Consider the following 22446-nt stretch of genomic DNA (forward strand, 5'->3'; position numbering starts at 1 on the left):
TCAAGGAGTTACGGAACCCATGGACGCTGTGACCCAGGTCCCCACGCCCGTCAACGAGCCGGTGCACGGCTACGCCCCCGGCTCGCCCGAGCGGGTCCGGCTGGAGGCCAAGCTCAAGGAGCTGGCCGAGAACCCGGTCGACCTGCCCTGCACCATCGGCGGCGAGAAGCGCCTGGGCGGCGGCGAGTCCTTCGAGGTCGTGCAGCCGCACCGGCACAAGGCCGTCCTCGGCACCGGCCGCCACGCCACGAAGCAGGACGCGCAGGACGCCATCGACGCGGCGCTCGCCGCGGCCCCCGCCTGGCGCGCGATGTCCTTCGACGACCGCGCGGCGATCATCCTGCGCGCCGCCGAGCTGCTGGCCGGCCCCTGGCGCGAGACCATCGCCGCCTCCACCATGCTCGGCCAGTCCAAGACCGCCCAGCAGGCGGAGATCGACAGCCCCTGCGAGCTGGTCGACTTCTGGCGCTTCAACGTGCACTACGCCCGTCAGCTCCTGGCCGAGCAGCCCCCGGCCAACTCCCCGGGCGTGTGGAACCGCATGGACCACCGCCCGCTGGAGGGCTTCGTCTACGCGATCACGCCGTTCAACTTCTCGGCGATCGCCGCCAACCTGCCCACCGCGCCCGCGCTGATGGGCAACGTGGTGATCTGGAAGCCGTCCCCGACCCAGACCCACGCCGCCGTGCTGCTGATGAAGCTGCTTGAGGAGGCGGGCCTGCCCAAGGGCGTCATCAACCTGCTCACCGGCGACGGCATCGAGGTCTCCGAGGTCGCCCTGAACCACCGCGACCTGGCCGGCATCCACTTCACCGGCTCCACCAAGACCTTCCAGCACCTGTGGAAGACGGTCGGCAACAACATCGAGAAGTACCGCACCTACCCGCGCCTGGTCGGCGAGACCGGCGGCAAGGACTTCGTGGTCGCCCACCCGAGCGCCGACCGCGCGATCCTCAAGACCGCCCTGACCCGCGGCGCCTTCGAGTACCAGGGCCAGAAGTGCTCGGCCACCTCGCGGGCGTACATCCCGGCCTCCGTGTGGAACTCCGGTTTCAAGGAGGAGTTCGCCGCCGAGGTCGACTACCTCACCATGGGTGACGTCACCGACCTGTCGAACTTCATCGGCGCGGTCATCGACGAGCGGTCCTTCGCCAAGAACAAGGCCGCCATCGACCGGGCCGAGCAGGACCCGGCCTGCACGATCGTGGCGGGCGGCAGCTACGACGACTCGGTCGGCTACTTCGTCCGCCCGACCGTCATCGAGTGCACCGACCCGGAGAACGAGGTCTTCACCACCGAGTACTTCGGCCCGGTCCTCGCCGTGCACGTCTACGAGGACGACAAGTACGACGAGATGCTGACCCAGATGGAGTCGGTCTCCGACTACGCCCTCACCGGCTCGGTCGTCGCGAACGACCGCGCGGCGGCGGCGTACACGATGGAGAAGCTGCGCTACGCGGCCGGCAACTTCTACATCAACGACAAGTCGACCGGTGCCGTCGTCGGCCAGCAGCCCTTCGGCGGCGGCCGCGCCTCCGGCACCAACGACAAGGCCGGCGCCCCGCAGAACCTGATGCGCTGGACGCTGACCCGCGCCATCAAGGAGACCCTGGTCCCGCCGACCGACTACGGCTACCCGCACATGGGCTGACGCCCCGGGCGCACCCGACGGGCCGGTTCCGGAAACGGACCGGCCCGTCCGCGTGCCCGTACGCGTCCGGGGTCGTACGCGTCCGGGGTCGTACGCCGCGACCGGACCTTAGCCGGGCATCTCCGTGCGCTCCCACCACTCGTACACGGGCAGCCTGCCCTCGTCCGTCTCCGTGTGCCGCGAGGTCGCCCGGAAGTGCTCGTAGCCGCCGCGCAGCTCGACCTTCACGTCCTCGCCCGGTGCCGGGCGCGCGACGATCCGTTCGGGCAGGTCCCGCGGGCCGCCCTCCAGGCATGCCCTGTCCGTGTCGTCCATGACCTCAACCGTTCCCCGGCCGCCCGCCGATGCCGCCCGCCGGGCCGAGGATCAGCCGGGTGGGCGAGGCGGGGGCCGCCGTGCGGGCCCGTGCGGACCGGCCGGCGCCCCCGCGATACTGGCCCGATGACCGCCAGGCTCCGCACCGCCCACACGGCCCAGCTCACCCCCCGCGACCTGCGGGCCGTCCGCGGCCTGCTGGACGGCGCCTTCGACGGCGACTTCGGTGACGACGACTGGGACCACACGCTGGGCGGTGTGCACGTGCTGGTGGAGGACGGGCGCGGGATCGCCGGGCACGGGGCCGTCGTCATGCGGCGGGCGCGCTGCCGCGGGCGGTGGCTGCGGGTCGGGTACGTCGAGGGGGTCGCGGTCCGCGCGGACGTACGGCGCGCCGGGACCGGCGGCCGGATCATGGGCGCCCTGGAGGAGGTCGTCGCGCGGGCGTACGCGTTCGGCGCCCTGTCCGCGAGCGAGGACGGCGCCGGGCTGTACCGGGGGCGGGGCTGGCGGGTGTGGGGCGGACGGCTGTGCGCGCTCGGCCCGGACGGGGTGGTGCGGCTGGCCGGGGAGGAGGGGACCACCTATGTGTGGCCCGGGTCCGCCGACGCCGGGGATCTGGGGGACGAACTGCTCTTCGACTGGCGGGACGGCGATGTGCTCTGAGATCCGCGCAGGTCAGGGCGGTGCCGTCGGCGGACGGCCGGGGCCGCCGTCTCAGATAGTAGGAAGTCCGAGTAATGGTGCAGACAGGCGCGCGGACCTCCCTTAGCTTGGGAGGAGAGCCGAACGATTCGCTCCATCCAGCGAACGGCGGTCGTGAGCCGGGCCCCGCGCAGGTCACCCCTGCGGCCCTCGCTCCCCGCCCTTCCGGCGTCTTGCAACCCCCCTCTGCCCAGGCACCCCGCTGTGTCTTCTCGAAGGAGTCGATCCCTCATGGCCGAGACGACCGTCCGCCGCCGCGTCCGCCACGCCTCCCGCACCGGCGAGTCCGACCGCAAGAACGCCGCCGCCGCCCTGCAGCGCGCCCTCGACCGCCGCGACAACGGCGGCGAGACCGGCCACTGAGCGGACCGGCCACTGAGCGGACCGGCCACTGGGCGGACCGGCCACTGGGCGGACCGGCCACTGAGCCGTCCCGCCCGCGTCCGCCGCCCGCCCGGCATCCGTCCGCCGCCCGTCCGTCGTCGCCCTCGTCCACATGGCGGACAGTCCGTGTCAGCTCTCGGGACGAGGAGTAGGGTTCCGGCATGTCTCGCAGCATCGATCTCGCAGTGATCCCCGGTGACGGCATCGGCCAGGAAGTCGTGGCCGAGGGACTCAAGGTCCTCACCGCCGTCCTCCCGCAGGACGTGAAGCTGGAGACCAAGGAGTACGACTTCGGCGCCCGGCGCTACCACGCCACCGGTGAGACCCTCACCGACGCCGACCTCGACGCCCTCAAGGGACACGACGCCATCCTGCTCGGCGCGATCGGTGACCCGTCGGTGCCCTCCGGCGTGCTGGAGCGCGGCTTCCTGCTCAAGCTCCGCTTCGCCTTCGACCACCACGTCAACCTGCGCCCGAGCAAGCTCCTGCCCGGTGTGGCCACCCCGCTCGCGGGCGACCCGCGGATCGACTTCGTGGTGGTCCGCGAGGGCACCGAGGGCCCCTACACCGGCAACGGCGGCACCATCCGCAAGGGCACCGAGCACGAGGTCGCCACCGAGGTCTCCGTCAACACGGCCTACGGCGTCGAGCGCGTGGTCCGCGACGCCTTCGCCCGCGCCCAGGCCCGCCCGCGCAAGAAGCTCACCCTGGTCCACAAGAACAACGTGCTGACCTTCGCCGGTCACCTGTGGACGAACATCTTCCACCGGGTGGCCGAGGAGTTCCCCGAGGTCACCACCGAGTACATCCACGTCGACGCGGCGACCATCTACCTGGTCACCCAGCCCGAGCGGTTCGACGTGATCGTCACCGACAACCTCTTCGGCGACATCATCACCGACCTCGCCGCGGCCGTCTCCGGCGGCATCGGCGTCGCCGCCTCCGGGAACATCAACCCGGGCGGTGCCTTCCCGTCCATGTTCGAGCCGGTGCACGGCTCGGCCCCGGACATCGCCGGCCAGGGCAAGGCGGACCCCACCGCCACGGTGCTCTCCGTCGCCCTGCTCCTGCGCCACCTCGGCTACGAGGCCGAGGCGGCCCGCGTCGAGGACGCCGTCTCCGCCGACCTCGCGGAGCGCGGCACGCTGCCCGCGCGCAGCACCTCCGAGATCGGCGACGCGCTCTCCGTACGAGTAGCCGGCTGACCCGCCGCGCTCCTCGAACACATCGAAGCCGTCGGGTCGCATCAGCGCCCGGCGGCTTTCCTGTGTCCGCCGCCGGGTGCCACCATCAATCCCGGGGCCGCCTCTCACCCCGATTCCGTCCACCGCGGACCCCGCGCGATAATCGAACGCGGAGCCGCGGTATGAGGGAATGCTCGGACGTCCAACCACTGGCCGGACACCCGGCCGTGCGGGCGTGAATGCGGCCCGTCACGACAACCGGTGAAGGACATCCACTCATGACGACGCCCACGATCGAGCTCAAGCCCTCCGCCACCCCGCTCTCCGCCACCGAGCGGGAAGCGATGCTGGCCAATCCCGGATTCGGCCGCCACTTCACCGACAACATGGTGACCATCCGGTGGACGGAGGGCCGCGGCTGGCACGACGCGCAGCTCGTCCCGTACGGACCCATCTCCCTGGACCCCTCCTGCCACGTCCTGCACTACGGCCAGGAGATCTTCGAGGGGCTCAAGGCGTACCGCCAGCCGGACGGCTCGGTCGCGGTCTTCCGCCCGGAGGCCAACGCCCGCCGCTTCCGCAACTCCGCCCGCCGCATGGCGATGGCCGAGCTGCCGGAGGAGCTGTTCATCGCGGCCCTGGACGCGCTGCTCGCCCAGGACGCCGCCTGGGTGCCGCCGCACGGCGGCGAGGAGTCGCTCTACCTGCGCCCGTTCATGTTCGCCTCGGAGACCGGGCTCGGCGTGCACCCCGCCAACGAGTACCTGTTCATGCTGATCGCCTCGCCCTCCGGCGCCTACTTCTCCGGCGGGCTGAAGCCGGTCACCATCTGGGTGGCCGAGGACCACGTCCGCGCGGTCCCCGGCGGCACCGGCGACGCCAAGACCGGCGGCAACTACGCGGCCTCCCTGCTGCCCCAGGCCGAGGCCGCCGCGCACGGCTGCGACCAGGTCGTCTACCTCGACGCGGTGACCCGCACCAAGGTCGAGGAGAGCGGCAGCATGAACGTCGCCTTCGTCTACGGCGACCGGATCGTCACCCCGGAGCTGAGCGGCTCCATCCTGGAGGGCATCACCCGCGACTCGCTGCTCCAGGTCGCCCGCGACCTCGGCCTGACCGCCGAGGAGGGCGTGGTCACCCTGGAGCAGTGGCGGGCGGACGCCGCCTCCGGCGCGCTCACCGAGGTCTTCGCCTGCGGCACCGCCGCCGTGGTCACCCCGATCGGCCACGTCAAGACCAAGTCGGGCGCCTGGACGCACGGCGACGGCACGCCCGGACCGGTCACCCTGCGCCTGCGCGAGGCCCTGCTCGGCGTCCAGCGCGGTGTCGTGGCCGACCAGCACGGCTGGATGCACCGCATCGGCTAGGCAGTACAGGCCGGGGCAGTGCGGCCCGGCAGGGGCTACAGCTCCCCGCTCGTCACCAGGGCCGCCGTGGACTCCTCGTCCACGGCGGCCCTGGCGCCTTCCCGGCGGCGCGCCGTCAGCAGCAGGTACACCACGCCGCCCGCCGCGCCCGACAGCAGGAAGCTGCAGTCCACCCCGCCGGTCAGGTGCAGCAGCGGGCCCTGGTAGGAGGGCAGGGAGACCGCCAGCAGGCCGACGCCGGCGCCGACGGCCCAGGAGAGGGTGGCCTGGACGTTCCAGCCGGCCCGGTACCAGTAGACGCCGCCGTGCGAGCGGCGGTTGAAGACCTGGAGGGCGTCGGCGTCGTAGACACCGCGGCAGCGGACGAAGCCGATCAGCGTGATGACCGCCCAGGGGGTGCCGATCGCGGTGAGCAGCAGCACGAAGGAGGTCATCGCGGACTGCGCGTTCCAGGCGTAGTGCCCGATGAAGACGCACACCGTGGCGACCACGGCGACCGTGAAGGTGGCGCGGGCGCGGGAGGCGCGCGGCAGGATCGCGTCCAGGTCCAGGCCCATCGAGTACAGCATCAGGCCCGCGTTGCCGACCGATCCGGCGGAGGCGGCGAGCAGCAGCGGGATCAGGTACCAGGCGGGGGAGGCGGCCACCAGCGGCCCGGCGTACTCCAGGGCGGCCCGGGCGCCGTACGCCGTGAAGGTGCCGAACAGCTGCGGGACCAGCAGGCCGAGGACCAGCCCGAGCCAGGTGGCGTGCAGCACCCGGCGGGGGGAGTGGCGGCGCGGGGACATGTAGCGGGTGTAGTCGCCGAGCAGGGTGATGAAGGCGATCGGGCCGGACAGCCCGGCGGCCACGGCGGCCAGGAACCACGTCGGCCAGAACCCGCCGAGCAGATAGCCGCCGGCCTCCGGCAGCGCGGCGGTGGTGAAGTGCGGGGCGTAGGCGAACACGCCGAGGACCAGCAGGGCCGTCATGCCGATCGACAGCACGCGGGACATGGTGAGCAGCACCCGGTAGCCGTAGACCGCGCCCGTGACGGTGGCCGCGGCGAGCAGCGTGTAGACGACGGCGTACGACACCGAGCCGGCCGTGAGGCCGAACAGCCGGTGCAGCACGCTCACCATCACGTCACCGCCGATCCACACGGTCAGCGCGGTGTAGCCGAGGGCGAGCAGCAGCCCGACCACCGAGCCGACCAGCCGTCCGCGTACGCCGAACTGGGCGCCGGAGGAGGTGGACAGGTTGGTGGCGGTGCGCAGCGAGACCAGTGCCAGCGGGGCGGTGAACAGGGTGCCGACCACGGTCCCGGCGGCCACCGCGCTGACCGAGGCCCACCAGCCGAGCCCGAACGAGGGCGGCAGCCAGCCGAAGATGATCACGCCGAGACACAGATTGGATCCGAGCAGGATCGACACCAGATCGCGCGGGCCACTGGTGCGTTCGTGGTCCGGGATGGTGTCGACACCGCGCTGTTCGATCGGCATGGCCGGGTCTCCTTCGACTGCCGCCTGCTGGGCCTGCATGGGGGAGCGGGTTGGGGGAGGGTCGGGCGTACGGGGTTGGGCGTACGGGTTGGCGTACGGGTTGGGCGTACGGGTTAGAGCGACGTTCAATGTGACCGGAGGTTTGTGGTGCAGTCAACCTTTCGTTTCTATGAATTCCACGTTTAGAGTGGTGTTCTAAAGTGTGAGAGGCAAGGAGGTGCCGAGGCGTGAGACTGACCCCCACCGAACGTGACCGGCTGCTGCTCTTCGGGGCCGCCGAGCTGGCCCGCGCCCGCCGGGCCCGCGGCCTGCGGCTGAATGTGCCGGAGGCCACCGCCCTGATCGCCGACACGGTGTGCGAGGCCGCCCGCGACGGCGCCCGGCTCACCGAGGCGATCGAGCGCGCCCGTACCGTGCTCGGCCTGGACGACGTCCTGCCGGGCGTGGCCGACGTGGTCACCGAGGTCCATGTGGAGGCCGTCTTCGACGACGGATCCCGCCTCGCGATCGTCACCGAGCCGCTCGCCGGCGGCAGCCTGGGCGAGGACGCGCCGGGCGCGCTGCTGCCCGCGCCGCAGCACGCCGACCCCGAGCCGGCCGTGTGCCTGACGGTCACCAACACCGCCGCCGTCCCGGTCTCCGTCACCTCCCACTTCCACTTCTTCGAGGCCAACCCGCGCCTGGACTTCGACCGCGCCGCCGCCTACGGCATGCGGCTGGCCGTGCCCGCCGGGTCCTCGGTGCGGTTCGGGCCGGGCGAGAGCGCCGAGGTCGGGCTCGTGCCGATCGGCGGCGCGCGCGTCGCCATCGGCTTCGCCGGGCTGGTCGACGGGCCGCTGGACGCGCCCGGCGCCAAGCAGGAGGCCCTGCGCCGGGCCGCCGCCTGCGGATATCTGGGCATCACACCGGAAGGAGGCGACCGATGAGCCGCTCCAAGGGACGCGAGGTCAGCCGGGCGATCCACGTCGACCCGCACGCCTACGCCGCCACCCACGGCCCCCGCGCCGGCGATCGGGTCCGCCTCGGCGACTCGGGACTCGTCATCCGCGTGGAGTCCGACGCGCAGCAGTACGGCGACGAGTTCCTCGCCGGCTTCGGCAAGACCGCCCGCGACGGCCTGCACCTGAAGGCGGCCGCCGTCCGCGACACCTGCGACGTGGTGATCAGCAACGTCGTCGTGATCGACGCGGCGCAGGGCATCCGCAAGGTGTCCATCGGCATCCGCGAGGGACGCATCTGCGCGGTCGGCCGGGCCGGCAACCCCGACACCCTCGACGGCGTGGACGTCGTGGTCGGCACCGGCACCACCATCGTCTCCGGCGAGGGCATGATCGCCACCGCCGGCGCCGTGGACACCCACGTCCACCTGCTGTCACCGCGCGTCATGGAGGCCTCGCTCGCCTCCGGCGTGACCACCATCATCGGCCAGGAGTTCGGGCCGGTGTGGGGCGTCGGCGTCAACTCGCCCTGGGCGCTCAGGCACGCCTTCAACGCCTTCGACGCCTGGCCGGTCAACATCGGCTTCCTGGGCCGGGGTTCGTCCTCGCACGACGCCCCGCTGATCGAGGCGCTGGCCGAGGGCGGCGCGTCCGGCTTCAAGGTGCACGAGGACATGGGCGCCCACACCCGCGCCCTGGACACCGCGCTGCGCGTGGCCGAGGAGCACGACGTGCAGGTCGCCCTGCACAGCGACGGCCTCAACGAGTGCCTGTCGGTGGAGGACACCCTGCGCGTCCTGGAGGGGCGCACCATCCACGCCTTCCACATCGAGGGCTGCGGCGGCGGGCACGTACCCAACGTGCTCAAGATGGCCGGCGTGCCCAATGTCATCGGCTCCTCCACCAACCCCACCCTGCCCTTCGGCCGGGACGCGGTCGCCGAGCACTACGGCATGATCGTCTCCGTCCACGACCTGAAGACCGACCTGCCCGGCGACGCCGCCATGGCCCGCGACCGCATCCGGGCCGGCACCATGGGCGCCGAGGACGTGCTGCACGACCTGGGCGCGATCGGCATCACCTCCTCCGACGCGCAGGGCATGGGCCGCGCCGGGGAGACCGTGCGGCGCACCTTCGCCATGGCCGGGAAGATGAAGGCCGAGCTGGGCCCGGTCGACGGGGACGGCCCCGGCGACGACAACGCCCGCGTGCTGCGCTACATCGCCAAGCTGACCGTCAACCCGGCGATCGCGCACGGCCTGGCCCACGAGGTCGGCTCCCTGGAGGTGGGCAAGCTCGCCGACATCGTGCTGTGGCGCCCGGAGTACTTCGGCGCCAAGCCGCAGCTCGTCCTGAAGTCCGGCTTCCCCGCCTACGGCGTCGTCGGCGACCCCAACGCGGCCACCGACACCTGCGAACCCCTCGTCCTGGGACCGCAGTTCGGCGCGCACGGCTCCACCCCCGCCGACATCTCCGTCGCCTTCGTCGCGCAGGCCGCCCTCGACCAGGGCAACGACATCATGCCGACCCGCAGGCGCCGGGTCGCCGTCCGGGGCACCCGCGGCATCGGCCCCGCCGACCTGCGCCTGAACTCCCGTACCGGAGCGGTCGACGTCGACCAGCGCACCGGCCTGGTCACCCTCGACGGCGACCCGCTGCGCTCCGAGCCCGCCGACTCCGTCTCCCTCAACCGGCTGTACTTCCTCTAAGGACCCGACACTCATGACCACCCCCGCCGCAGACGGCTTCCGCATGCCCGCCGAGTGGGCGCCGCACGAGCGCACCTGGATGGCCTGGCCGGGCGCCAACCCGACCTTCGACACCGCCGAGGACCTCGCCGCCTCCCGGGCCGCCTGGGCGTCGGTGGCCCGCGCGGTCCGCCGCTTCGAGCCGGTCACCGTGGTCTGCGGCCCCGGCCAGTCGGCCGAGGCCCGCGCGCTGCTCGGCGACGGGATCGAGACCGTCGAACGCGACCTCGACGACGCCTGGATGCGGGACATCGGCCCCACCTTCCTCACCAACGGTGCCGGTGAACTGGCCGCCGTGGACTGGACGTTCAACGGCTGGGGCGCCCAGGACTGGGCCCGCTGGGAGCACGACGCGAAGATCGGCGCGTACGTCTGCGATCTGGCCGGCGCGAAGACGTACGCCTCGGACCTGGTCAACGAGGGCGGCGCGATCCACGTCGACGGCGAGGGCACCGTCCTGCTCACCGAGACGGTCCAGCTCGGCCCGGAGCGCAACCCGCACTGGACCAGGGAGCAGGTCGAGGCGGAGATCCACGCCCACCTCGGCACCCGCAAGGCGATCTGGCTGCCGCGCGGCCTGACCGGCGACTACCCGCCGCACGGCTTCGGCACCCTCGGCCACGTCGACATCGTCGCCGCCTTCGCCCGCCCCGGCGTCGTCGTCGCCCACCACCAGCCCGACCCCGCCCACCCCGACCACGAGGTCACCAAGGAGGTCATCGGCCTCCTGCGCGCGGCCACCGACGCCCACGGCCGCCCCCTGGAGGTCGTCGAGGTCCCCGCGCCCACCGTCCTGGAGGCCGACGGCCACTGGGCCGACTACTCCTACATCAACCACTACCTCTGCAACGGCGGCGTCGTCCTGTGCGGTTTCGACGACCCCCGCGACGAGATCGCCGCCGGGATCTTCCGCCGCCTCTTCCCGGAGCGCACGGTGACCCTGGTGGACGCCCGCACGATCTTCGCGGGCGGCGGCGGCATCCACTGCATCACCCAGCAGCAGCCGAAGCGCGCAGGTCAGTGAGCTGAACCTGCGACAGGAGAGGAGACCGGCCCCCGGCGTCACGAGCGCCGGGGGCCGGTCTCACAGGTCCCAGTACTCCGACGGACGGTCGAGCCAGGCACGCTGCCCGTGCGCCGTGACGGTGAGCCCGAACCGCTCGTAGCCCGGTTCACCGGCCGCCCGCCACCACGCGAGGGCGTCCGACACCTCGTCCCACAGCCTGCGCGGCCCGGACTGCCAGACCCGTGCTCCGGCCCGGCCGTCCGTGAACATGACGCACGCCCACGACCGGTCCGTCAGGCCGTAGAACCAGACGGGCCGGGTGCCGTTCCGGGCGGCCGCGGCCTGGTGGTGGCAGTCGCGCACCCTCAGCCCCACGGCGAACCGCTCGACGGCGAACCGCCCCTCCCCGAGCAGCTGCTCCTCGGTGACGGTCGTGGTGCCGCGGTCGGCGCCGCCCACGCCGTTGGGCACGTACGTGTCGTGCCCGGCGAACGGGGACCGCTGCGAGCGCAGCTTCATGAACTCCACGGGCCCCAGGAAGCGTCCCGAGGCACTCCCCCCGTCCTCGGCCACGTCGAGCCGTACGAGGGCGTCCTCGTTGCCGAAGTGCGTCCCCCAGGGCGCGAGGACGCGGCCGCCGGGAGCGGCGTCGCGAAGCCACGCCCACGGGATCCGCCGGACGCCGGCGGTGGCGATGATCCGGTCGTACGGGCCCCCGGCCTCGTCGCCGTCCGCGCCGTCCCGGGTGACGACCGTGCACAGCAGCTCCGCGGCCGCCAGGCGGCCGCGCGCCGCGTCGGCCACCTTCGGGTCGATCTCGATGCTCACCACGTGGTCCGCGCCGAGCCGGTGGGCCAGGAGCGCGGCGTTCCAGCCGGTCCCGGTGCCGATCTCCAGCACGCGGTGACCGGGTTCGGCGTCGAGGGCGGCGAGCATGCGGAAGACGACGGACGGCATGGACGCGGACGACGTCGGGACGATGCCGCGGCCCCGGGTGGTGCCGTCGTCCCACTGGGTGACGATCGGCACGTCGGCGTCGGCGTACGAGGACCACAGGTCCGGTTCGTCGCGGAGGTCCACGGACACCGTGGCGCCGGCCTCCATGTCGTACGGCCAGATCACCGTCGGCAGGAACGCGGACCGGGGCACCGCCTCGAAGGCGGGTAGCCACTCCGGCGTGAGGTGCTTGTGTTCGAGCAGGGAGCGGCCCGGCGCGGACCGCTCCCCCTCCACTCGACGGAGTGTCATGTCAGCCGACGCACCTCGGGCCACCGTCGGGGGACGGCGGTTCCTGCGGGCCGGGCCACGGCTCGCCGGGCAGGCCGTCGCCGCCCTCGCCTCCGCCGCCGCCTCCGGCCGTCCGCCAAGTGAGCTTGTCCATCACCTTCATCATGATTCTCCTTCGGAGTGTTCATCGTGCGGGCCGCCGGCCCGGGTGGGAAGACGGCCGGTCCTCCGCCGGCCGGCGGCACAGGGCTCGTCGGCGGGACGGGAGTCCGTGGTTGCGGGCCTGCCGCGGGACGGTCGGTCGGAGGGCCGTCGTGTACGGCTCCGCCGGGTCGTCCGGCGTGACGGGCCTCTCGCGGAGCAGTCAGGTGCGGAGGCCGGTCAGGGTGTCGTGGTGGTCGCAGGCGGCGAGGACCGACGCGGCGATCTGCCGCACCCGGGTCGCCTCACCGCGGAGCCCCGCCGCCTCGACGGCCCGGAGCCGGGAGCGCGCCTCGGCCAGCGCGGCCAGGGCCGCCTTCGCGGGCGGTTCATCGCCGGGCAGGCCGGCGGCCAGCTCCTCGATGCGCGGGATCAGCTCGGCCAGCGTCGCGCGGAAGTCCGCCTCGAAGGCCTTCACGGTGCCGTGGCGCGGCAGGGTGCGCTGATCCAGGAACCAGCTCGCCGCGGCGCGCACCGCGACGGAGGCGAGTGCGGCGCCTTGCGGGGGATCGGGCAATCGTCATCACTCCTCGGCCGTCGGCCCCAGCCTCGGGAGGCGTCCGCCTCGCCGGGGCTCTGTCGTTTCCGGTGACGCTAGGAGTGTGGTGTGGGGCACAGCCAGCGATGTGCAGATGTGTGCACATACTCACTCTTGGGTGGGCATGGCCTGAACAGGCACTTGACCGGCTCGTCCATGCCGGTGAGCGTGGTGCACAGTCCTGCACATACCAGCGAAGGAGGCAGCCGTGCGGTTAACGTTCATCGGCATCGACCCGAACACCGGCGATCACGAAAGTCCTACGGTGTGGGTGGACGAGAGCAGGAGCGAACTGGTCCTGCAGGGATGGAAGCCGGATGAGGAGACCCGGGCCGAGTGCGCGGCGTTCGAGATGCCTGGACACGCGGTGGGCATTCCCGAGAACGAGGCAGTGATCCGTATCCCGGCGAGGATGGTGTCGATGATCAGGGAGGCGTGCGATGCCCTCGAACGTGCCGCCGGCGTTCACTGACCTTCTCGCCGGCGCAACACGGTCCGCAGTACACCTTGAGATGCGCGACGCCTACGGTGTCGACTACGAGTCAGGACCGTTCGCCGACTGGCGACGCGGAGTTCGTCCTGACCGATCGGATCGCGACTCGTGGTGGCGGCCCTGGCTGGACCTTGTCCAGGAGACGGCCGCACGCGGAGTCGTCATGCGTCGCGCGCGCATCGTGTCCGAGCCGGTCAGCGAGTACACCCGCTTCCTGCACAGCTTCACCTTCACCAACGTGGTCGCCGGCGAACAGGTGCGCTGGCTTCCCCGCCGGAAGGCGTCCTCCCTCGCTCTGCCGGGCAACGACTTCTGGCTCTTCGACGACCACACCGTCTACTGGAACCACTTCACCGGCGAGGGCGCCTCGGCCGGAGGGGAAGTCGACGAGGACCCGGCGGCCGCCAAGCTGTGCGCAGAGGCATTTGCATCTGTCTGGGAACGTGCCACCCCGCACGACCACTACGAGATTCACTGACAGCCGTCGGACAGGCCAGCTCATGCCCTCCTCCCCGTCCTCATCGGCCCAGGCCGCCCGCGAGGTAGTCGCTCATCGGTTGCGCGACCTCCGAAAGAGCGCAGGGCTGACGGTCACTGAGCTGGCCAGTCGCTGCGGTTGGCACCACGCCAAGACGTCCCGCATCGAGAACGCACGCACCGCTCCCACCATCACGGACATTCGCCTGTGGTGCCGGGCATGCGATGCCACAGACGAGATCGAGGACTTGGTCGCCCAGGCGCTCCATGCCGAGTCCATGTACACCGAGTGGCGCACGCAGGTGCGTGCGGGTCTCCGAGCACTCCAGGGCAGCGAGCCCCGACTGTTCCAGGACACCGCGCTCTTCCGCATCTACTCGTCGTCCCTCGTCCCGGGCCTGCTCCAAACCGAAGGCTATGCCGCGGGGGTCCTCGGGATCAGCGCCCGCTTCCGAGATGTACCAGTCGATGACAGCGTGGCCGCAGCCCAGGCCCGGGTCGAGCGAAGCCGGATCATCCACGAGCCTGGGCACCGGCTCGTGGCCGTCGTCGAGGAGTCCGCGCTGCGCCATCAGATGTGCGACGCGGATGCCATGGCCGCGCAGCTCGGCTACCTCCTCACCGCCGGTGCCCTGCCGCAGGTATCCCTTGGCATCGTCCCGATGTCCGTGCCCGCCAGGCAGCAGTGGCCGCGCGAGACCTTCCACATCTACGACGACCGCTTGGTCTCCGTCGAATTGGTCTCCGCCCGGGTGAGGATCACGCAGCCAGCGGAGATCGCGCTGTACCTACGAGCCTTCGAGCAGTTGCGCGGCATGGCCGTCTACGGCGCCGAAGCCCGTTCCCTGATCCTGCGGGCGATCGAGGCGCTGCACTGACAGAAGGGCGAGCTGCCGCAGCCGGAGATCCGCCCCCGCCGGCGGTCAGGTAGAACGTACGGGTGGATGTACTGCTCTGCGCCGCCCGCGGCCGCCGACTGACCGAGCCGGTCCGGCTCCTCGACGAGATGCCCGAGTTCCCGTTCCCGTCCCCGTTCCCGGGCTGGGACGGATCGCCCGGCCCGGACGGTGTGCCCCGCGGCACCCGCGTCCGGCACGGTGCCGGCGGTCACGACACCCGCCCCCTCCCGGACGCCGTCCGGCCGCCGGCGCGGGCGGGGCGATGACCCGCAGACGTACCCCCGCCCCGCCCCGCGAGGAGGTCCTCGCCGCCGCCATGGAGATGATCGCCGAACGCGGCCTGGAGAAGCTCACCATGGCGGCGCTCGGCCGCGAGGTCGGCATGAGCAGCGGGCACCTGCTGTACTACTTCGGCTCCAAGGACGAGCTGCTGCTGCGCACCCTGGAGTGGAGCGAGAGCCGGCTCGGGGCCGAACGCGGGCGGCTGCTGACCCGTACCGCCTCCGCCCGCGAGCGCCTGGACGCCTATGTCGACCTGTACGTCCCCGACGGCCACCGCGACCCGCACTGGACGCTGTGGCTGGAGGTCTGGAACCGCTCGCTGAACGCCGCCGACGGCGCCCGCGACCGGCAGGCCGCCATCGAGGGCGCCTGGCACCGCGACCTGGCCGCCCTGGTCGCCGAGGGCGTCTCGCGCGGCGAGTTCCGGCCGGTGGACGCCGACCGGTTCGCCGCACGCCTGCGCGCCCTGCTCGACGGTTTCTCCATCCACGTGGCGATCGGCCTGCGCGGCACCGGCCGCGAGCAGATCCTCGGCCACGTACGGGAGTTCCTGGACGAGTCCCTGAACCGGTAGCCGCGCGCCGGGGGAGCGCCGGGGGCGCGCCGCGGGTGTCCAGCACCACGACCGCATCCTGAGACGGCGGTGAGTGCGGGAGCGGGACTGTGCCAGACTGCCCCCGTGCTCTCGTTCGCCATGATTATTGGCAGCAGGCGCGCCGGTCCGCAGTGACCGCCACGTACGACCAGGTACGGGCGGCCACCGTCGTCCTCGACCCGCGCGCAGACCTCTCGCACCCGCGAGGGGTTTTTCGTTTTCCCGGCCCACCTTCAGCCGGGGGACGGGCGCGAGGGAGTATTGGGGGGACGGTGGAGCCGGTCATTCCGGTACGACCGAGATCCCAGTTCAGGAGCCTTGAGACATGTCCGAAACCAGCCGGCTGGACGATTCGTTCCACGTCTTCGACACCACCCTGCGCGACGGCGCCCAGCGCGAGGGCATCAACCTCACGGTGGCCGACAAGCTGGCCATCGCCCGGCACCTGGACGACTTCGGCGTGGGCTTCATCGAGGGCGGCTGGCCCGGCGCGAACCCGCGGGACACCGAGTTCTTCGCCCGCGCCAAGGCCGAGATCGACTTCCGCCACGCCCAGCTCGTCGCCTTCGGCGCCACCCGCCGCCCCGGCGCGAAGGCCGCGGACGACCCCCAGGTCCAGGCACTGCTGGCATCCGGCGCCGACGTGATCACCCTGGTCGCCAAGTCGCACGACCGGCACGTGGAGCTGGCGCTGCGCACCACCCTGGACGAGAACCTGGAGATGATCCGGGACACCGTCTCCCACCTGCGCTCCCAGGGCCGCCGCGTCTTCGTCGACTGCGAACACTTCTTCGACGGCTACCGCGCGAACCCCGAGTACGCCAAGTCCGTCGTCCGGGCCGCCGCCGGGGCGGGCGCGGACGTCGTCGTCCTGTGCGACACCAACGGCGGCATGCTGCCCGCCCAGATCCAGGCGGTCGTCTCCACCGTCCGCGCCGACACCGGCGCCCGCCTCGGCATCCACGCCCAGGACGACACCGGCTGCGCCGTCGCCAACACGCTGGCCGCCGTCGACGCGGGCGCCACCCACGTGCAGTGCACCGCCAACGGCTACGGCGAGCGCGTCGGCAACGCCAACCTCTTCCCGGTCGTCGCCGCCCTGGAACTCAAGTACGGCAAGCAGGTGCTGCCCGAGGGCCGGCTGCGCGAGACGACCCGCATCTCGCACGCCATCGCCGAGGTCGTCAACCTCACCCCCTCCACCCACCAGCCCTACGTCGGCCTGTCCGCCTTCGCCCACAAGGCCGGCCTGCACGCCTCCGCCATCAAGGTCGACCCCGACCTCTACCAGCACATCGACCCCGAGCAGGTCGGCAACACCATGCGCATGCTGGTCTCCGACATGGCCGGGCGCGCCTCGATCGAGCTGAAGGGCAAGGAACTCGGCATCGACCTCGGCGGCGACCGCGAGCTGGTCGGCCGGGTCGTCGAGCGCGTCAAGGAACGCGAACTCAAGGGCTACACCTACGAGGCCGCCGACGCCAGCTTCGAACTGCTGCTGCGCGCCGAGGTCGAGGGCCGCCCGCTGAAGTACTTCGACGTGGAGTCCTGGCGGGCCATCGTCGAGGACCGCCCCGACGGCACCCACGCCAACGAGGCCACCGTCAAGCTGTGGGCCAAGAGCGAGCGGATCGTCGCCACCGCCGAGGGCAACGGCCCGGTCAACGCCCTCGACCGCGCCCTGCGCGTCGCCCTGGAGAAGATCTACCCCCAGCTGGGCGCCCTGGAGCTGGTCGACTACAAGGTCCGCATCCTGGAGGGCCGGCACGGCACCTCCTCCACCACCCGCGTCCTCATCTCCACCTCGGACGGCAAGGGCGAGTGGTCCACGGTCGGCGTCGCCGACAACGTCATCGCCGCCTCCTGGCAGGCCCTGGAGGACGCGTACGCCTACGGGCTGCTGCGCGCCGGAGTGGCCCCGGCGGCGTAGCCCGGCGCGGCCCGGCGTGGCCCGCGCGGGCGTGTCCCCGGCCCGCCGCGTCCCCGCGCACGGCACAGTGGAAGCCATGGACGCCGAGCAGGGAAGTCTGCTGAGCCGGGGACGCGTGGCGACCCGGCTGCCCGCACAGGACCTCGACCGGGCCCGGCGTTTCTACGCCGACCGGCTCGGCCTGCGGCCCGTCGACGAACGCCCCGGCGGACTGCTGTACCGGTGCGGCGGCACCGACTTCGTGGTGTTCCGCTCCACCGGCGCCTCGTCCGGCACCTTCACCCAGATGGGCTGGGAGGTCGAGGACCTGCCCGCGGTCGTGGCGCAGCTGCGCGAGCGCGGCGTGGTGTTCGAGGACGTCGACACACCCGGCTTCCGCACGCACGACGGCATCGCCGAGATCGAGGGCAACTACCCGAGCAAGGGCGCCCGCGGGGAACGCGCCGCCTGGTTCCGCGACAGCGAGGGCAACCTCATCGGCATCGGCCAGCCCACACCCTGACCTGACCGGCGGCCACCCGGCGGCTCAGGGCGAGCGCCAGATGTTGTCGAAGGCCGCGTCCTCGACGCGCCGCCGCTGCCGTACGGCCTCCAGCTCGGTCACCGCGCCGTCGACGGCGGCGACCACCGCCACCACCGCCTCGTCCTCGGGGGCGGCGATCTCCCCGGCGGCCTCGGGGCGGATGCCGAGGGCGGCGGCCAGCGCGGCCAGGACGGGTTCGTGGAAGGCCCAGCGGTCGCCCGCCGCGCGCCGGGCCGCGGTGTCGTCGGCCGGTACCGGCCGGTCCTCGCGCGCGGGCAGCCACCGGCGCCGCCGCCCGGCCGGCTCCCCCCGCGCCTCCAGCTCCGCGACGTAGGCGGCGGCCAGCCCGCGGCCCCGGCGCCACAGCCAGTCCTCGACGCTCTCGTACGGTGCCTGCCGCACCAGCGCGGCCCCCGCCTCGTCCAGGAGCCGGTCGCCGGTGCCCGGCGGCGGGCCCGGGACGATCCGGTCGTCCGCGACGCCCGCGTACCCGGCGGCGAGCAGGTCGGCCAGCTCGGCCCCCGCCAGGGCCAGCGACAGGTCCCCCTGCTCGACCGGGCGGCTGCCCGGCACGTCCAGGGTGACGATCAGCAGATCCCGTGCCGTGGACATGTCCGCACACCTGCCTCCCGGTCGACGGTCGGAGCGGCCACACCGCCGACGATACGTCCCCGCGCGGACCCGGGCGCGCCGCCGGGCGACGGGCCGGTGCCCCTGGCCGGCCACGGGCCGGTGGCCCTGGCCGCCCGCCCCGCGGACAGCCCCACCAGCGCATCTCAGGTAGCGTCGAACCATGAAGGCCGTCGCCCTGTCCCGGGCCCCGCTGCACCTGCTGATCGCCCTCGCGGTGGCTGTCCTGGCCGTGCTGTCCACCGGTGCCCCGCGTGCCGAGGCGGCCACCGGCGTGTCGGCCATCGCGCAGGCGCTGCGCAAGAGTCCCGTCTACGTCGATCCGGCCGCCTCCGCCCAGTTGTCGTCCGCCGACGCCGACGCGCTGGCCCGCAAGATCAAGGACGCGGACAAGCCGCTGTTCGTCGCCGTCCTGCCGGCCGGTTACCCCACCAAGAACCTGTTCACCGACCTGCGTACCGCCACCGGCGTCACCGGCGCGTACGCCGTCCGTCTCGGTGACCGCTTCGACGCCCGCGCCGACCACACGGTGCTGTCGCAGAACGCCGTGCGCAATCTGGTCACCAGCGTCCAGGGCGAGGACGCCAGGACCCAGCTGAACGACTTCACCGACCGGGCGCTGCCCACCCTGCGCGGCTCGGCCCCCTCCGGCTGGGGCGCCGCCGGGCACGGCAGCGGGGTGTCGGGCACCGCGCTGATCACGGCGGGCGTGGTCCTGGTGGCGGGCGGCGCGGGCGCGTACGCCCTGGTCCGGCGCGGCCGCAGCCGCCGGGAGGCGGAGCAGCGGGCCGCGCTGGAGCGGCTGCGGGTGGTCGTGGACGAGGACATCACGGCCTTCGGGGAGGAACTGGACCGCCTCGACTTCCACCCGGCCGAGCCCGGCGCGGACGACGCGATGCGCGCCGACTACGAACGCGCCCTGGACGCCTACGAGCAGGCGAAGCAGTACATGGCGGACGCGCGGCGGCCGGAGGAGGTGCGGGCGGTCACCCAGGCCCTGGAGGACGGCCGCTTCTCCCTGGCCCAGCTCGCCGCCCGCCGCGAGGGCCGCCCGCTGCCCGAGCGCCGCCCGCCCTGCTTCTTCGACCCCCGGCACGGCCCCTCGGTCACCGACGCCACCTGGACCCCGCCCGGCGGCGCGGCCCGCGAGGTCCCGGTCTGCGCCGCCGATCAGGTCCGCCTGGCCGACGGCCGCGACCCGCAGGTCCGCGAGGTCGACACCGAGCACGGCCGCCGCCCCTACTGGGACGCGGGCCCGGCCTACGGCCCCTGGGCGGGCGGCTACTTCGGCGGCGGCATCCTCCCCGGCCTCCTGGTCGGCACCGTCCTGGGCGGCATGATGTCCACCCCGTCCTACGCCGCCGACTACGGCACCGGCTACGGCGACTTCGGCGGGGGCGGCTACGACGGCGGCGACGTCTCCGGCGCGGACTTCGACCCCGGCGACTTCAGCGGTGGCTTCGACGGCGGCGGGGACTTCGGCGGAGGCGGGGACTTCGGCGGTGGCGGCGGAGGGGGCGGGGACTTCGGGGGCGGCTTCTGAGTCACACGCCGGACGTCAGCCCGGCTCCGCTCAGCCGGCGAGTCGATCGAGGAACTCACTCCAGGTGGCGGGGGAGACGGTGAGGAGGGGGCCGATGGGGGCGGCTTTGGAGTCACGGATGTGGACGGCGGCGGGGTGGGCGGCGACTTCTACGCAGTTGCCGCCCTCGGGGCTGCTGTAGCTGGACTTGCGCCAGTCGTAGCGGACTTCGAGGCAGTCTCCGCCCTGACTGCCGCTGTAGCTGGACTTGAACCACGCGGTCTTCATGGACTCTCCTAGGCCCGGTCAGTCGGCGACTCGGCCGAGGAACTCACTCCAGGTGTGGGGGGAGACGGTGAGGATCGGGCCGATGGGGGCGGCTTTGGAGTCACGGATGTGGACGGCGGTGGGGTGGGTGGCGACTTCTACGCAGTTGCCGCCCTCGCTGCCGCTGTAGCTGGACTTGCGCCAGTCGTAGCGGACTTCGAGGCAGTCTCCGCCCTCGCTGCCGCTGTAGCTGGACTTGAACCACGCGGTCTTCATGACTCTCCTAGCAGTCCGTGCAAGAGGCGCGCACTCTTGTCGGGCGAGAGCGCCTGTGACCGCAGCATCGCATATTTGTGGTGGTAATCGCTGACCTCCTCCGGGTCATCGACGAGGAAGCTGGCGCGCTGTACTTCCAGATAGACGAGACGCTCGTGCTCGGGAGTCTCCAGCAGCACCATGGGGCCGTCCAAGCTTGCGTGCGGAGTCTGCTCCTCGGGCACGATCTGGAAGCTCATGTTGGTCGGTTCTGCGTATTCCAGAATCTGGCGGTACTGCTCGCGCATCACCTCCGGGCCACCCACCTGCCGCTTCAGGACACTCTCCTCCAGAACGAAGTGCCCCACCGGGGGGCGGTCGCGCTGCCAGATCAACTGCCGCTCCATGCGGGTGTTCACCCATTGCTCGGCCGTCTCGCTCTCGATCGCCGGATAGCGGTAGTCGAAGACGGCCCGGCAGTAGTCCCTGGTCTGCAGGAGTCCCGGCACTGCCAGGCTCTGGTACGACAGGATGCTCACCGCCTCCTGCTCGTGCTCGACCAGTCCCTGTGCGAACTGCACCACCCGGTCCCGCACCGGCAGACAGGCGACCAGGACCGCCAACGCCCCGCCCGTGTTCAGGAGTTCGTCGAACTGCGCGGCCCGGTCCGGCTGGAGAGCCAACCGGCCCTGCTCGATCGACCCCACCGTGTCGACGTGGATGTGGGCCAGTTCCGCGAACCGCTCCTGGGTGAGACCGGCCCGCCTGCGGTAGTGGGCGACCAGTGATCCCACGGCCTGCCAGGTCCCCACCTTTTTGCTCTTCTTCCCCGAGTTCATGGCCGGTCCTTTCCCCCGTGCGCGCGTGAAGTGGCACGAATGGAGTCGTAGCGAAACGAACTACGACCTCACTCCGTGGTCCACAGTAGTGACGCACGGTGACACTCGCCTTATGAACGTGGAAGTCCAACACCCCCCGAAACGTGTGGCGTTCTTCCGGAAGGACCGCAGGTCGGTACGGACCGCACGCGAGTTCGTACGCACCGCGCTGGCCGACTGGTCGCTGACCGCACGCCGGGACGACGTACTGCTCTGCGTGAGCGAACTGGCCACCAACGCGCTGCTGCACGGCGTACCGCCCGGACGCGGCTTCGCCGTGCTGCTCGCTCTGCACGAGGGCCCCTTCCTGCGGGTCGAGGTGCACGACAGCGGGGGCGGCGAGGTCCGGGTGCCGGAGCCGTCGGCGGAGTCGGAGCACGGCAGGGGACTGCTGCTGGTCACCGCGCTGGCCGACAAGTGGGGCGTGGAGGGGCGGTCCCCCGGCAAGATCGTGTGGTGCGAGTTCGGCTGCCGGCGCCCCGCCTGACGCGCATGGCCGCCTCGACGATACGGGCCGTCCGGCGTCAGCCGTGCTCCCGCGTCCGCTCCACCTCGATGGCGAGCGCGCCGAGCGCTTCTTTCTCGGGCGGGTAGATGGCCCGGATGCCGGCGAGCTGCTCGTCGCGGGTGGCGGTCGGGTTCACGTCGGCCGCTCCCTCGCCGTCGAGCAGGGCCTCGAAGTAGGGATACCCGGTGACTCGCTTGACCTTCACCTCGCAGATCTCCTCCGTGCCCCTGATCCGGAAGCGGAGGATGTCCCCGGCGGCGAGGTCGGCGAGGCGCGGGTACTTGACACGCACCTCGACTGTCTTGGCCCCCGAGGCGACGAGATCGAAGTACCGGCGGTAGAGATGCAGCTCCCGCTCAGCCGGCGACCCGGTCAAGCAACTCACTCCAGGTGGTGGGGGAGGAGGTGAGGACGGGACCTCTACGCATCCCCACCTTTTTGC

27 protein-coding genes are annotated in these 22446 nt (G+C 72.3%); 17 read left to right on the forward strand and 10 right to left on the reverse strand.

Annotated features, from left to right (window positions below; all coding sequences use genetic code 11):
* Positions 1-19 precede the first annotated feature (19 nt).
* Positions 20-1651: an L-glutamate gamma-semialdehyde dehydrogenase gene (pruA, locus tag ABZ858_RS27490; RefSeq protein ID WP_361384026.1), complete on the forward strand. Its 1632-nt coding sequence runs from the start codon at positions 20-22 to the stop codon at positions 1649-1651.
* A gap of 108 nt (positions 1652-1759) precedes the next feature.
* Here pruA and ABZ858_RS27495 read toward each other — a convergent pair whose 3' ends face one another.
* Positions 1760-1966, reverse strand: a complete 207-nt coding sequence (locus ABZ858_RS27495; protein ID WP_361384029.1) for a DUF5988 family protein — start codon at positions 1964-1966, stop codon at positions 1760-1762.
* A gap of 126 nt (positions 1967-2092) precedes the next feature.
* On the opposite strand from ABZ858_RS27495, the gene ABZ858_RS27500 reads away from it, so the two are divergent.
* From ABZ858_RS27500 to ABZ858_RS27515, 4 genes are all read left to right on the forward strand, one after another.
* A complete protein-coding gene (locus tag ABZ858_RS27500) occupies positions 2093-2632 on the forward strand; it encodes a GNAT family N-acetyltransferase (RefSeq protein ID WP_361384032.1) in 540 nt (179 codons plus the stop codon).
* 270 nt (positions 2633-2902) lie between these two features.
* A complete protein-coding gene (locus tag ABZ858_RS27505; RefSeq protein WP_361384035.1) occupies positions 2903-3034 on the forward strand; it encodes a hypothetical protein in 132 nt (43 codons plus the stop codon).
* A gap of 182 nt (positions 3035-3216) precedes the next feature.
* Entirely contained in the window at positions 3217-4260 is a 1044-nt protein-coding gene (locus ABZ858_RS27510; RefSeq protein ID WP_361384038.1) for a 3-isopropylmalate dehydrogenase, read from the forward strand.
* A 257-nt stretch (positions 4261-4517) separates the two neighbouring features.
* Positions 4518-5606: a branched-chain amino acid aminotransferase gene (locus ABZ858_RS27515; protein ID WP_361384041.1), complete on the forward strand. Its 1089-nt coding sequence runs from the start codon at positions 4518-4520 to the stop codon at positions 5604-5606.
* 35 nt (positions 5607-5641) lie between these two features.
* Here the strand turns inward: ABZ858_RS27515 and ABZ858_RS27520 are convergent, their stop codons facing one another.
* Complete coding sequence (locus ABZ858_RS27520; protein ID WP_361384044.1) at positions 5642-7087, reverse strand: cytosine permease; 1446 nt, start codon at positions 7085-7087, stop codon at positions 5642-5644.
* Between the two features lie 227 nt (positions 7088-7314).
* On the opposite strand from ABZ858_RS27520, the gene ureA reads away from it, so the two are divergent.
* Genes ureA through ABZ858_RS27535 form a run of 3 tightly spaced genes read left to right on the forward strand, consistent with a single transcriptional unit; the run spans position 7315 to position 10797 of the window.
* A complete protein-coding gene (ureA, locus tag ABZ858_RS27525; RefSeq protein ID WP_361384047.1) occupies positions 7315-8013 on the forward strand; it encodes an urease subunit gamma in 699 nt (232 codons plus the stop codon).
* Positions 8010-9734 (forward strand): urease subunit alpha, encoded by a 1725-nt coding sequence (locus ABZ858_RS27530; protein WP_361384050.1) that lies wholly within the window; start codon positions 8010-8012, stop codon positions 9732-9734. Before ureA ends, ABZ858_RS27530 begins: the two co-directional genes overlap by 4 nt.
* Positions 9735-9747: 13 nt before the next feature.
* Positions 9748-10797 (forward strand): agmatine deiminase family protein, encoded by a 1050-nt coding sequence (locus ABZ858_RS27535; protein ID WP_361384053.1) that lies wholly within the window; start codon positions 9748-9750, stop codon positions 10795-10797.
* Positions 10798-10857: 60 nt separating this feature from the next.
* Here ABZ858_RS27535 and ABZ858_RS27540 read toward each other — a convergent pair whose 3' ends face one another.
* The 3 genes from ABZ858_RS27540 to ABZ858_RS27550 all read right to left on the reverse strand — a co-directional run bounded on the left by ABZ858_RS27540 (position 10858) and on the right by ABZ858_RS27550 (position 12724).
* Entirely contained in the window at positions 10858-12027 is a 1170-nt protein-coding gene (locus tag ABZ858_RS27540) for a methyltransferase domain-containing protein (RefSeq protein WP_361384056.1), read from the reverse strand.
* Position 12028: 1 nt separating this feature from the next.
* Positions 12029-12172, reverse strand: a complete 144-nt coding sequence (locus ABZ858_RS27545) for a hypothetical protein (protein WP_361384059.1) — start codon at positions 12170-12172, stop codon at positions 12029-12031.
* 198 nt (positions 12173-12370) lie between these two features.
* Positions 12371-12724 carry a DUF6415 family natural product biosynthesis protein gene (locus ABZ858_RS27550; protein ID WP_361384062.1) on the reverse strand — a complete coding sequence of 118 codons (354 nt, stop codon included), beginning with the start codon at positions 12722-12724 and terminating at the stop codon, positions 12371-12373.
* A 229-nt stretch (positions 12725-12953) separates the two neighbouring features.
* On the opposite strand from ABZ858_RS27550, the gene ABZ858_RS27555 reads away from it, so the two are divergent.
* From ABZ858_RS27555 to ABZ858_RS27585, 7 genes are all read left to right on the forward strand, one after another.
* A complete protein-coding gene (locus tag ABZ858_RS27555; protein WP_361384065.1) occupies positions 12954-13217 on the forward strand; it encodes a hypothetical protein in 264 nt (87 codons plus the stop codon).
* On the forward strand, positions 13186-13716 hold the full coding sequence (locus tag ABZ858_RS27560; RefSeq protein WP_361384068.1) for a DUF6879 family protein: 531 nt from the start codon (positions 13186-13188) through the stop codon (positions 13714-13716). Before ABZ858_RS27555 ends, ABZ858_RS27560 begins: the two co-directional genes overlap by 32 nt.
* A gap of 22 nt (positions 13717-13738) precedes the next feature.
* Positions 13739-14593 carry a helix-turn-helix transcriptional regulator gene (locus ABZ858_RS27565; RefSeq protein ID WP_361384071.1) on the forward strand — a complete coding sequence of 285 codons (855 nt, stop codon included), beginning with the start codon at positions 13739-13741 and terminating at the stop codon, positions 14591-14593.
* Between the two features lie 62 nt (positions 14594-14655).
* Positions 14656-14880 (forward strand): hypothetical protein, encoded by a 225-nt coding sequence (locus ABZ858_RS27570; protein ID WP_361384074.1) that lies wholly within the window; start codon positions 14656-14658, stop codon positions 14878-14880.
* Positions 14877-15470, forward strand: coding sequence for a TetR/AcrR family transcriptional regulator (locus ABZ858_RS27575; protein ID WP_361384078.1), 594 nt, complete (start codon positions 14877-14879; stop codon positions 15468-15470). The genes ABZ858_RS27570 and ABZ858_RS27575 overlap by 4 nt, the downstream gene beginning before the upstream one ends.
* A 346-nt stretch (positions 15471-15816) precedes the next feature.
* Positions 15817-17421: a citramalate synthase gene (gene cimA, locus ABZ858_RS27580; RefSeq protein WP_361384081.1), complete on the forward strand. Its 1605-nt coding sequence runs from the start codon at positions 15817-15819 to the stop codon at positions 17419-17421.
* 76 nt (positions 17422-17497) lie between these two features.
* Positions 17498-17923: a VOC family protein gene (locus ABZ858_RS27585; protein ID WP_361384084.1), complete on the forward strand. Its 426-nt coding sequence runs from the start codon at positions 17498-17500 to the stop codon at positions 17921-17923.
* Between the two features lie 24 nt (positions 17924-17947).
* Here the strand turns inward: ABZ858_RS27585 and ABZ858_RS27590 are convergent, their stop codons facing one another.
* Complete coding sequence (locus tag ABZ858_RS27590) at positions 17948-18556, reverse strand: GPP34 family phosphoprotein (RefSeq protein WP_361384087.1); 609 nt, start codon at positions 18554-18556, stop codon at positions 17948-17950.
* A 181-nt stretch (positions 18557-18737) separates the two neighbouring features.
* On the opposite strand from ABZ858_RS27590, the gene ABZ858_RS27595 reads away from it, so the two are divergent.
* Positions 18738-20117 carry a hypothetical protein gene (locus tag ABZ858_RS27595; RefSeq protein WP_361384090.1) on the forward strand — a complete coding sequence of 460 codons (1380 nt, stop codon included), beginning with the start codon at positions 18738-18740 and terminating at the stop codon, positions 20115-20117.
* Positions 20118-20147: 30 nt separating this feature from the next.
* Here the strand turns inward: ABZ858_RS27595 and ABZ858_RS27600 are convergent, their stop codons facing one another.
* The 3 genes from ABZ858_RS27600 to ABZ858_RS27610 are packed head-to-tail and all read right to left on the reverse strand — an operon-like array spanning position 20148 to position 21457.
* Positions 20148-20384, reverse strand: coding sequence for a DUF397 domain-containing protein (locus ABZ858_RS27600; protein ID WP_361384093.1), 237 nt, complete (start codon positions 20382-20384; stop codon positions 20148-20150).
* Between the two features lie 18 nt (positions 20385-20402).
* A complete protein-coding gene (locus ABZ858_RS27605) occupies positions 20403-20639 on the reverse strand; it encodes a DUF397 domain-containing protein (RefSeq protein WP_361384096.1) in 237 nt (78 codons plus the stop codon).
* On the reverse strand, positions 20636-21457 hold the full coding sequence (locus ABZ858_RS27610) for a helix-turn-helix transcriptional regulator (RefSeq protein WP_361384099.1): 822 nt from the start codon (positions 21455-21457) through the stop codon (positions 20636-20638). Before ABZ858_RS27610 ends, ABZ858_RS27605 begins: the two co-directional genes overlap by 4 nt.
* A 112-nt stretch (positions 21458-21569) precedes the next feature.
* On the opposite strand from ABZ858_RS27610, the gene ABZ858_RS27615 reads away from it, so the two are divergent.
* Positions 21570-21983, forward strand: coding sequence for an ATP-binding protein (locus ABZ858_RS27615; RefSeq protein WP_361384102.1), 414 nt, complete (start codon positions 21570-21572; stop codon positions 21981-21983).
* 37 nt (positions 21984-22020) lie between these two features.
* Here the strand turns inward: ABZ858_RS27615 and ABZ858_RS27620 are convergent, their stop codons facing one another.
* Positions 22021-22380: an ASCH domain-containing protein gene (locus ABZ858_RS27620; protein ID WP_361384105.1), complete on the reverse strand. Its 360-nt coding sequence runs from the start codon at positions 22378-22380 to the stop codon at positions 22021-22023.
* Between the last annotated feature and the right edge of the window lie 66 nt (positions 22381-22446).

The organism is Streptomyces sp. NPDC047017, from assembly GCF_040644175.1.
GTDB lineage: Bacteria > Actinomycetota > Actinomycetes > Streptomycetales > Streptomycetaceae > Streptomyces.